Annotated in this window: 9 protein-coding genes; 6 read left to right on the top strand and 3 right to left on the bottom strand. The window is 69.1% G+C overall.

The annotated features are described in order from the left end of the window. Positions 1-29: 29 nt before the first annotated feature. Positions 30-1,619, bottom strand: coding sequence for a hypothetical protein (locus ACFV2X_RS39260; protein WP_385626047.1), 1,590 nt, complete (start codon positions 1,617-1,619; stop codon positions 30-32). A gap of 249 nt (positions 1,620-1,868) precedes the next feature. Between ACFV2X_RS39260 and ACFV2X_RS39255 the strand changes: the two genes are divergently transcribed. After that, positions 1,869-2,846 carry a carbohydrate kinase family protein gene (locus ACFV2X_RS39255; RefSeq protein ID WP_385626045.1) on the top strand — a complete coding sequence of 326 codons (978 nt, stop codon included), beginning with the start codon at positions 1,869-1,871 and terminating at the stop codon, positions 2,844-2,846. Positions 2,847-2,870: 24 nt separating this feature from the next. Here ACFV2X_RS39255 and ACFV2X_RS39250 read toward each other — a convergent pair whose 3' ends face one another. After that, the gene (locus ACFV2X_RS39250) at positions 2,871-4,307 is read right to left on the bottom strand and encodes a cysteine desulfurase/sulfurtransferase TusA family protein (RefSeq protein ID WP_385626043.1); all 1,437 of its coding nucleotides are present in this window, start codon (positions 4,305-4,307) and stop codon (positions 2,871-2,873) included. Positions 4,308-4,592: 285 nt separating this feature from the next. Between ACFV2X_RS39250 and coxB the strand changes: the two genes are divergently transcribed. The 4 genes from coxB (at position 4,593) to ACFV2X_RS39230 (ending at position 9,154) form a co-directional block, all read left to right on the top strand. After that, the gene (gene coxB / locus ACFV2X_RS39245) at positions 4,593-5,555 is read left to right on the top strand and encodes a cytochrome c oxidase subunit II (protein WP_385626040.1); all 963 of its coding nucleotides are present in this window, start codon (positions 4,593-4,595) and stop codon (positions 5,553-5,555) included. Then, entirely contained in the window at positions 5,552-7,294 is a 1,743-nt protein-coding gene (ctaD, locus tag ACFV2X_RS39240) for a cytochrome c oxidase subunit I (protein WP_385626039.1), read from the top strand. The genes coxB and ctaD overlap by 4 nt, the downstream gene beginning before the upstream one ends. Beyond that, a complete protein-coding gene (locus ACFV2X_RS39235; protein ID WP_385626037.1) occupies positions 7,291-7,689 on the top strand; it encodes a cytochrome c oxidase subunit 4 in 399 nt (132 codons plus the stop codon). Before ctaD ends, ACFV2X_RS39235 begins: the two co-directional genes overlap by 4 nt. Before the next feature lie 211 nt (positions 7,690-7,900). Beyond that, positions 7,901-9,154, top strand: coding sequence for an Ig-like domain-containing protein (locus tag ACFV2X_RS39230; protein WP_385626035.1), 1,254 nt, complete (start codon positions 7,901-7,903; stop codon positions 9,152-9,154). Positions 9,155-9,193: 39 nt separating this feature from the next. Here ACFV2X_RS39230 and ACFV2X_RS39225 read toward each other — a convergent pair whose 3' ends face one another. After that, entirely contained in the window at positions 9,194-9,595 is a 402-nt protein-coding gene (locus tag ACFV2X_RS39225; protein ID WP_385626033.1) for a hypothetical protein, read from the bottom strand. Positions 9,596-9,818: 223 nt separating this feature from the next. On the opposite strand from ACFV2X_RS39225, the gene ACFV2X_RS39220 reads away from it, so the two are divergent. Then, complete coding sequence (locus ACFV2X_RS39220) at positions 9,819-10,439, top strand: heme-copper oxidase subunit III (RefSeq protein WP_089514187.1); 621 nt, start codon at positions 9,819-9,821, stop codon at positions 10,437-10,439. The last annotated feature ends 60 nt before the right edge of the window (positions 10,440-10,499 follow it).

Genomic DNA, 10,499 nt, shown 5'->3' with positions numbered 1-10,499 from the left:
CCCCCTGCGGCGTCTTCGCTTTGCCTACGTCACTTGCGCTTGGGCACGGCCTCGCCGGTCCTGGCGTCCACCACCTTGCGGTCGCCCAGCGGCTTCTCCAGCTCGACCTTCTTGTCGATCTGCTTGGCGATGAGGATGCAGGGCCGGCCCGGGTGCAGCCGCTTGCCCTTGATCTCCAGCTTCACCTGCGACGAGGACTCCTTGGCGGAGACCGAGTACGACTCGCAGACGCCGCCCCAGAAGCGCACCGTCAGGGTCTTTCCGGCCACGGTGTACGACGTGATGTCGTCGACCTGCTCCTCGCCGGGCTTCGAGGACGGGGACGTGCCGGAGGGGGAGGGCTTCTTGATGAACTTCGGGTCGACCGCGGGGTAGGTGACCGTGTTCATGACGTCATCCGCGCTCGACGGCCCGACCTGGAAGAGCCAGGACGGCACCAGTGCCCGACGGCCGTCCACGGAGCGGGCCGCGAGGCCCAGGGTCGCCTTGCGCACCGTGACCTTGCCGGCCGTACTGCTCGCGCTGCCCGTCGCCGCCTCCTCGGGCGCCTTCTCCGCGGGCTCCGCCTTCCCGGGCGCGTCGTCCGCGCCGCCTGCGGTGTCGCCGCCCTTGTTGAGCCGCTTCATGGCTTCGGCCGCGCCGATCAGCGGATAGGTGTTGTCCTCCGCGGGCTTCGACAGCAGACCGTCGCCGCCGACCAGCTGTCCATCGGCGGCCACCTGGAGACTCGTCCGCCAGCCGTACGTCTGCAGACCGTCCAGCACCGGGTCAGCCTTCACGACCCGCACCGCGCCGTACCGCTGCGTCGCGTCCAGCTTCGCGCCGTCCAGCCCCAGTGCGTCCAGCACCGGCTGGGCCGCGCGCTTGGCCTTGGCCTCCGAGACGGCCTTGTCGGACCCCGCGGACCCCTTGGACCCGGACCCCTCGGCCCCGGATCCCTTGGAGCCGGACCCCTTGGAGTCGCCGGCCCCGCCGCGGTAGGAGGGGCAGCTCTTGCCGCTCCCCTCGGCGTCGGAGGTCTGAGCGTCGGACGGCTGTGTGCCGGTGGCGGTGTCCGGCTGCTCTACGCAGGAGGTGCCGCCCGGGGATCCGTACGCCGTGTACGACCAGCCGCCCGGCGCCTTCTGGCTCACCTGGAGCACCGGGCTCATCGCGTCCTTGGTGCCCCCGACCTTCCATACACCGTGGTCCGCGCGCGGGGTCCCCGCCACGTCCAGGGCCTTGGCCAGCCGCGCCACCTCGGCCTTGGAGACCTTGGCGGCGGTCCGGTACACGGGCGCCGACTCGGGCCCGTCCGGCAGCTCGCCCTCGGCCTTGTACTGCCGGCCGTACGGGTTCGGCTCGCCCGGCGCGATCCCCTCCGCGCCCGTGGACGCGAATCCGTCCAGTGCGAGCGGCTTCGGCGAACCGTCCTTCTGTGCGGCGCCCGGGTCCTGCGTGCCGCCGCCCGCGGCGGTGGAGGCCCAGTACGCCCCGCCGCCACCGGCGAGCAGCACCGCCGCCGCCACCGAGGCGATGGCCAGCGGCGAACGCCGCCGCGGGCGCGGGCTCTCGGCTTCGGGGGTCTGCGGGTTCTCGCCTTCGGGGGTCTGTGGGGTGTCGGTGTCCTCGGTGCTCACCGTTTCGCTCCTTCGGCTCCGCTCTGGCTGTACCGTCCCATCTCTCGCGAGGGGGACGTCGCTGAGACGGAGCGGGGGGGCGTGTGGTTCCTCCATGCGCCGTAACCGGCGTCGTGTGCATCGTGAACGCGGTGAGCAACGAGCTACTATCGGGTGGTTTCGACCATTCGTGCGGGGGTGGCGGAGCCGATAGCGTAAGGCGCGCGTTTCCTCCGACTTTCCTCCGTCTCCCGCAGGAGCAGACCAGCCGTGCGTATCGCAGTCACCGGCTCCATCGCCACCGACCACCTGATGACCTTCCCCGGCCGCTTCGCCGATCAGCTGGTCGCCGACCAGTTGCACACGGTCTCCCTCTCCTTCCTGGTGGACACCCTCGACGTCCGCCGCGGCGGCGTCGGCCCCAACATCTGCTACGGCATGGGCGTCCTCGGCCTGCGCCCGATCCTGGTCGGGGCGGCCGGGGCGGACTTCGCGGAGTACCGGGCCTGGCTGGAGCGCCACGGAGTGGACACCGATTCCGTCCATATCTCCGAGGTGCTGCACACCGCGCGCTTCGTGTGCACCACCGACGCCGACCACAACCAGATCGCGTCCTTCTACACCGGCGCGATGAGCGAGGCCCGCCAGATCGAGCTGCAGCCCGTCGCCGACCGGGTCGGCGGGCTCGACCTCGTCCTCATCAGCGCGGACGACCCGGAGGCGATGGTCCGCCACACCGAGGAGTGCCGCACCCGCAACATCCCGTTCGCCGCCGACCCCTCCCAGCAGCTCGCGCGCATGGGCGGCGACGACATCCGGCTGCTCGTCGAGGGCGCGGACTACCTGTTCACCAATGAGTACGAGGCGGCGCTGATCGAGACCAAGACCGGCTGGTCGGCGGACGAGATCCTGGCCAAGGTCCACACCCGCGTCACCACGCTCGGGGCGCAGGGCGTACGGATCGACCGCGCCGGCGAGCAGCCGATCGTCGTCGGCACCCCGGAGGAGGAGGCGAAGGTCGACCCGACGGGCGTCGGCGACGCGTTCCGCGCCGGCTTCCTCTCCGGGCTCTCCTGGGACCTGTCCCTCGAGCGCGCGGCCCAGGTCGGCTGCATGCTCGCCACGCTGGTCATCGAGACCCTCGGCCCGCAGGAGTACGAGCTGCGCCGCGGCCACTTCACGGAGCGCTTCGCCAAGGCGTACGGCCAGGAGGCGGCCTCCGAGATCCAGCCGCACCTCAACAACTGAGGGGTTTCTGGTTCTTCAGGGGGTCTACGCCCGGCGGCGGACGCGGTACGCGGTGCCACGGTCGGCCGGGCGTTCGCCCACGTACTCGTGGCCGCGCATCGCGCACCACGCCGGGATGTCCAGCCGGGCGGCCTCGTCGTCGGCGAGCACCGTGACGAGGCCGCCGACCGGGGCCTCCCCGATGACCTTGGCCAGCTCGATGACCGGGATCGGGCAGAGCTTGCCGAGCGAGTCGACCACCAGCTCACCCTCCGCCTCCTCGCCCCCCGAACCGGCCGCGGCCGACGGGGCCACCGCAACCGCCGCAGCTTGCTGGCCCTGCCCCGGCGCGCCCAACTGCCCACGCACCCGGCGCACCACGTCCGGCAGCAGGCCGAGGAAGCGCTCCACGTCCTCCTCGAGCGTTCCCAGCGGTAGCGAGACGCGTACGTTCCCCTCGGACAGCACGCCCATCGCACGCAGTACATGGCTCGGCGTCAGGGTGCTCGAGGTGCACGAGGAGCCGGAGGAGACGGAGAAGCCCGCGCGGTCCAGCTCGTGCAGCAGTGTCTCCCCGTCGACATAGAGACACGAGAAGGTCACCAGATGGGGCAGCCGCCGCTCCGGGTCGCCGACCACCTCCACATCCGGGATCAGCCGGGGCACCCTCGTGCGGATCCGGTCGACCAGCTCCCGCAGCCGTTCCGCCTCCGCGGCGGACTCCTCCCGTACGGCGCGCAGCGAGGCCGCGGCCGCCACGACGGCCGGGATGTTCTCGAAGCCGGGGGCGCGGCCCGACTCGCGTTCGTCCGCCGGGCCGTGGGCGGCGAAGCGCACTCCTTTGCGTACGGCCAGCAGGCCGACCCCCGACGGGCCGCCCCATTTGTGGGCGCTCGCGGTCAGCAGCGACCAGCCGCCCGCGACCGCGCCCCAGGCCAGCGACTGCGCGGCGTCCACGAGCAGCGGCACACCCGCCTCCGCGCACTCCGCCGCGGCCTCGGCCACCGGCTGCCGGGTGCCCACCTCGTGGTTGGCGGACTGCAGAGCGGCCAGGGCGGTCGGGCCGGGGGCGTCGCGCAGCGCGGCGGCGTACGCGCCCGGCGCGACCCGGCCGGCGCTGTCCACCGGGACCTCGGTGACCGTGCCGCCGCCCGTCTCATGGGCGGCCGCGGCGTGCAGCACCGCGGAGTGCTCGACGGCGGAGACGATCAGATGGCGGCCGGCCCGGCGGCGGCCCGCGAGGGCTCCGGCGATGCCGTCGTGCAGTGCGCGGGTACCCGAAGAGGTGAAAGTGAGTTCGTCGGGACGGCAGCCGACGGCCTCCGCCGCCGCCTCCCGCGCCGCGTCCAACAGCAGCCTGGCACGCCGCCCCTCGCGGTAGAGGCGGGCCGGGTCGGCCCAGCCCTCGTCGAGCGCGGCGAGCAGCGCCTGGCGGGCGACGGGGTGCAGCGGGGCGGACGAAGCGGCGTCGAAGTAGGGCACATACAGAACGCTAGTCGCAGCTCGCGGAAGTCGCGTCGGTGCCTCGGCGAAGCCTTTTCGGGGCTCTTCGGGTGGCTCCAGCTTCTCTTCTGGTCCTCTTCGAACGGGTTCCTCCACCTCTTCGGGGAGCACCCCGGCGCGTTGGGCACCCTCCCCGCGCAGCCCTAAAAGGCGTCCAGTAGGGTTTGCTCCGCATAAACATCCAAACCCCTGCCCGCACCGGGCCGGCGACCGACCAGCGAGACGGCCGCGGCCGTGTGGGCGAGACTCTCGGGAAGGCGCTACGTGAGTCCCAACGGCTCCGACCGCTCGTCGCGGCGCCCGGTGCGGCGGAAGCTGCTGCAGGCGCTGGCCGCGGGCTTGGTCCTGGCGACCGCCACCGGTTGCACATCAAAGGACTTCCCCCGCCTCGGTATGCCCACCCCGGTCACGGAGGAGGCGCCGCGGATCCTCTCCCTGTGGCAGGGCTCGTGGGCGGCAGCGCTCGCCACGGGCGTGCTGGTCTGGGGCCTGATCCTGTGGTCGGTCATCTTCCACCGCCGCAGCAGGACCAAGATCGAGGTTCCCGCGCAGACCCGGTACAACATGCCCATCGAGGCGCTGTACACCGTGGTCCCCATCATCATCGTCTCGGTGCTCTTCTACTTCACCGCGCGTGATGAGAACGAGCTGCTGAAGACCTCCAAGAAGCCGGACCACGTGATCAACGTGGTGGGCTACCAGTGGAGCTGGGGCTTCAACTACATGGAGAACGTGGACGGGAACCTGTCCACGCCGGCGAAGACCCCCGAGGAGGTCTCGTCGATCCCGGACCGCATGCTCAAGGCCGTGCCCAAGGGCGCCGAGGGCGTCTACGAGGCGGGCATCCCGGGCGACCACAACCCGGACACCGGCAACCCGGGCCCCACCCTGTACCTGCCCAAGGGCGAGAAGGTCCAGTTCATCCTGACCTCCCGTGATGTCATCCACTCGTTCTGGGTGGTCCCCTTCCTGATGAAGATGGACGTCATCCCGGGGCACACCAACCGCTTCGAGGTGACCCCGAACAAGTACGGCACCTTCATGGGCAAGTGCGCCGAGCTGTGCGGCCAGGACCACTCGCGGATGCTCTTCAACGTCAAGGTCGTCTCTCCGAAGGAATACCGGAAGCACTTGGCGGACCTGGCGAAGAAGGGCCAGACCGGCTACATCCCGGCGGGCATTGAGCAGACGGAAGCCGCCAAGAACGCGGAGACCAAGAACCGATGAGCATCCTCAACGAACCTCAGGGTGCCGACGCAGCCACCGCGCAAGCGGATGAGCTGCCCGTGCGCCGCAAGCAGCCAGGGAACGTCGTCGTCAAGTGGTTGACCACCACCGACCACAAGACGATCGGGACGCTCTACCTCGTCACGTCGTTCGCGTTCTTCTGCATCGGTGGCCTCCTGGCGCTGTTCATGCGCGCCGAGCTGGCCCGTCCCGGCTCGCAGCTGATGTCGAACGAGCAGTTCAACCAGGCGTTCACCATGCATGGCACGATCATGCTGCTGATGTTCGCCACACCGCTGTTCGCCGGCTTCGCGAACTGGATCATGCCGCTGCAGATCGGCGCGCCTGATGTGGCGTTCCCGCGGCTGAACATGTTCGCCTACTGGCTGTACCTGTTCGGCTCGCTGATCGCGGTGGCCGGGTTCCTCACCCCGCAGGGCGCGGCCGACTTCGGCTGGTTCGCGTACTCGCCGCTGTCGGACGCGGTCCGCTCGCCGGGCGTGGGCGCCGACATGTGGATCATGGGTCTGGCCTTCTCCGGCTTCGGCACCATCCTCGGCTCGGTCAACTTCATCACCACCATCATCTGCATGCGCGCCCCGGGCATGACGATGTTCCGCATGCCGATCTTCACCTGGAACGTGCTGCTCACCGGTGTGCTGGTGCTGCTGGCCTTCCCGGTCCTGGCCGCCGCGCTGTTCGCCCTGGAGGCGGACCGTAAATTCGGGGCGCATATCTTCGACGCGGCCAATGGCGGCGCATTGCTCTGGCAACACCTCTTCTGGTTCTTCGGCCATCCAGAGGTGTACATCATCGCGCTGCCGTTCTTCGGAATCGTCTCCGAGATCATTCCGGTCTTCTCGCGCAAGCCGATGTTCGGTTACATCTCCCTGATCGGCGCGACGATTTCGATCGCGGGCCTTTCGGTGACGGTGTGGGCGCACCACATGTACGTCACAGGCGGCGTGCTATTGCCGTTCTTCTCCTTCATGACGTTCCTGATCGCGGTGCCGACCGGTATCAAGTTCTTCAACTGGATCGGCACGATGTGGAAGGGGTCGCTGAGCTTCGAGACCCCGATGCTGTGGACGATCGGCTTCCTGATCACCTTCACCTTCGGTGGTCTGACCGGTGTCATCCTGGCCTCGCCGCCGATGGACTTCCACGTCTCGGACTCGTACTTCGTGGTGGCGCACTTCCACTACGTGGTCTTCGGTACGGTCGTGTTCGCGATGTTCGCCGGATTCCACTTCTGGTGGCCGAAGTTCACCGGCAAGATGCTGGACGAGCGTCTGGGCAAGATCACCTTCTGGACGCTGTTCATCGGCTTCCACGGCACGTTCCTGGTTCAGCACTGGCTCGGTGCCGAGGGCATGCCGCGCCGGTACGCCGACTACCTGGCGGCCGACGGCTTCACCACGCTGAACACCATCTCGACCATCGCCTCGTTCCTGCTCGGTCTGTCGATCCTGCCGTTCTTCTACAACGTCTGGAAGACCGCCAAGTACGGCAAGAAGGTCGAGGTCGACGACCCGTGGGGCTACGGCCGCTCGCTGGAATGGGCGACCTCCTGCCCGCCGCCGCGGCACAACTTCGTCACGCTGCCGCGTATCCGCTCCGAATCCCCGGCGTTCGATCTGCACCACCCGGAGATCGCGGCCCTCGACCAGCTCGAGAACCACGGGGCCGCCGCGTCCGATGACAAGGCCCTCGTGGGTGGCAAGGAGGCCGGCAAGTGAAGGTCCAAGGCCGACTTTTCATCTGGCTCGCCGTCTTCATCCTCGTCATGGCGATCGTCTATGGCGTGTGGTCGAAGGAGCCGGCCGGCACCACCGCGCTCTTCCTGGCCTTCGGGCTGAGCGTGATGATCGGTTACTACCTCGCCTTCACCGCCCGCCGGGTGGATGTCGGGGCGCAGGACAACAAGGACGCCGATGTCGCGGACGACGCCGGTGAGCTGGGCTTCTTCTCCCCGCACAGCTGGCAGCCGCTCTCCCTGGCGATCGGTGGCGCCCTGGCCTTCATGGGCGTGATCTTCGGCTGGTGGCTGCTGTACTTCTCGGCCCCGATCATCATGGTCGGTCTCTTCGGCTGGGTGTTCGAGTACTACCGCGGTGAGAACCAGAACCAGTAACCGGTCAGCCACCGGAACCCGGTTCACCGGAACTCGGTTTAGTGGGCCCCGGTGAACCGGGGCCCAGCGGGGCCCGGACACCTTCTCCAGGTGTCCGGGCCCCGCTTCGTTTTTCCTCCCGGACCCCGACACCCCGGTCTGCCGGTTCGCCCGTTCACTCGACTGCCACTTCCCGCGAGCCGTCCGGGACCGGTCTTCTTAGCTTGTGACCATGAGCCACACACCTCGATCACCCCGATCCCGGACGGTGCTCGGCTGCGCTCTGCTGCTGGCACCCCTGATAGCGGCGGGGCTCACCGGATGCGGCGGCCCCTCCTCGGACCCGTTGGCGGCCAAGCCGTACGACGCGGCCGACCAGGTCGCCTTCAGCGGCGTGGGCGGCTCCCACAAGGCCGACCCCGACAAGCCACTTGAGGTCACGGCCAAGGGCGACGACAGCCGCATCACCGACGTCACGGCGACCGACTCCGCGGGGCGGTACGTACGCGGGGAGCTCACGCCCGACGGCAAGCGCTGGCGCAGCACCGTGCCCCTGGCCGCGGGAACCCACTACACGCTGCGGGTGAGCACCGAGGACGCCGACGGGGCGCCCGGGCGCCGGACCATCGGCTTCGACACCACGGGGGCCGAGAGCAAGCTGCGGGTCACCTTCGGCCCCGACGCCGGCACCTACGGGGTGGGGCAGCCCGTCACCGCCTCGCTCAGCGCGCCCGTCAAGGACGCCTCGGCACGGGCCGTCGTCGAACGCGCCCTGAAGGTGGACTCACAGCCTGCGGTGGACGGTGTCTGGCACTGGGTGGACGACCGGACCCTGCACTACCGTCCGCGCGACTACTGGCCCGCGCACGCCACGATCGACGTGCACGCCAACCTCAAGGGCATCCGGGTCGCGAACGGCCTGTACGGCGCAGCCTCCAAGCCGCTGCGGCTGCACACCGCCGACCGCCTCGAGGCCATCACCGACTCCGGCACCCACCAGATGACGGTGCTCAAGAACGGCCAGGCGATCCGTACCATCCCGATCACCACCGGCATGCCCGGCTTCGACACCCGCAACGGCATCAAGGTGATCCTCGCCAAGGAGTCCTCCGTACGGATGACCGGCGCCAGCATCGGCCTCGGCAACTCCTACGACCTGCTGGTCCACTGGGCCGCGCGGGTGACATGGAGCGGTGAGTACGTCCACGCGGCCCCCTGGTCCGTCGGCTCGCAGGGCGCGGCCAACGTCAGCCACGGCTGCACCGGGATGAGCAACGAGAACGCGCGCTGGTTCTTCGACACCGTGCGCCTCGGCGACATCGTCAAGGTCGTGAACAGCCACGGCGCGATGATGACGACGTTCGACAACGGATTCGGCGACTGGAACATGGCCTGGGACAAGTGGCGCGCGGGCAGCGCCGTGGCCTCCGGACGGGCCGACGGCGGCACCACGGCCGAGTCGGCCAGGCTGCGGCCCCAGGTGTAGGAGGAGCCCAGGTGTAGGAGGAGGGTGACGCGTCAGGCGTCAGGCGTCTACGGAGTGCTGCTGTCGCAACAGCCCGGCCAGCGCGTCCGCGAGGGCCACCGGGTCCACCGGATGGGTGACCGCGGCCTCGGCCCGGCTCCACGTGGCCAGCCAGGCGTCCTGCGGGCGGCCGATGAGCAGCAGAACCGGAGGGCAGCGGAAGATCTCGTCCTTGATCTGCCGACAGACCCCCATACCGCCCGCGGGCACCGCCTCACCGTCCAGTACGCAGACGTCGATACCGCCGTCCTCCAGCGCCGAGAGGACGGCGGGGAGGGTCGCGCACTCCACGAACTCCACGGGCGGGACGTCGGGGGCGGGCCGCCGCCCGGCCGCGAGCCGGACCTGCTGGCGGGTGCCCGCGTCATCGCTGTAGACCAGCACCGTGGCGGTCGGCTGCATCGTTCCTCCGCGTTACGTGGTTGGACTTCTGGCGCGGATGCTACTCCGGTAGAGCTCTGGGGAGGAGGGGGCGTGCAACCCCGTCCTTCCTTCGAGGGACCGGCCGACCAGCGCTCGACAACTGCCGGATCCCCGCTCGCAACGGGCCGTACGAGCAGCATCGATGCCCTTGACACTCCGAACGGTACCCCCGGAGGTGAGGGCTGGATAAGCGACCGACATAATGTCGGTCGTGGCGACAGCAACAGCAGTAGATACCGGGCACGCGCACCCGTCGGTCAACCGGCCGAACCTCACCAGCGTCGGAACCATCATCTGGCTGAGTTCCGAGCTGATGTTCTTCGCGGCCCTCTTCGCGATGTACTTCACCCTGCGATCGGTGACCGGCGCAGAGCACTGGAAGGAAATGGCGTCCGCGCTGAACTTCCCGTTCTCCGCGACGAACACCACGATCCTGGTGCTCTCCTCTCTCACTTGCCAGCTCGGTGTCTTCGCTGCCGAGCGCGGTGACGTGAAGAAGCTGCGCGCCTGGTTCGTGATCACCTTCATCATGGGCGCGATCTTCGTCGGTGGGCAGATCTTCGAATACACCGAACTGGTCAAGCACGAGGGCCTGTCGCTCTCGTCCGACCCGTACGGCTCGGTGTTCTACCTGACCACCGGCTTCCACGGCATGCATGTGACAGGCGGACTCATCGCCTTCCTGCTGGTCCTGGGCAGGACGTACGCGGCCAAGAGGTTCACTCACCAGCAGGCGACGGCGGCCATCGTGGTGTCTTACTACTGGCACTTCGTCGACGTCGTCTGGATCGGCCTCTTCGCCACGATCTACATGATCAAGTAAATCCGGTCGCCGCACCGGCACCACGTCCTAAAGCATCGACGCAGAAGATCCTGACACCGG

This window comes from Streptomyces sp. NPDC059679 (assembly GCF_042734105.1).
Lineage (GTDB): Bacteria > Actinomycetota > Actinomycetes > Streptomycetales > Streptomycetaceae > Streptomyces.
This window is presented reverse-complemented; position numbering and strand designations above follow the sequence as displayed.

Coding starts and splice junctions, on each gene's coding strand:
- ctaD (WP_385626039.1), top strand. CDS start 5,552: ATGAGCATCCTCAACGAACCTCAGGGTGCCGACGCAGCCACCGCGCAA.
- ACFV2X_RS39230 (WP_385626035.1), top strand. CDS start 7,901: ATGAGCCACACACCTCGATCACCCCGATCCCGGACGGTGCTCGGCTGC.
- ACFV2X_RS39225 (WP_385626033.1), bottom strand. CDS start 9,595: ATGCAGCCGACCGCCACGGTGCTGGTCTACAGCGATGACGCGGGCACC.
- ACFV2X_RS39220 (WP_089514187.1), top strand. CDS start 9,819: ATGTCGGTCGTGGCGACAGCAACAGCAGTAGATACCGGGCACGCGCAC.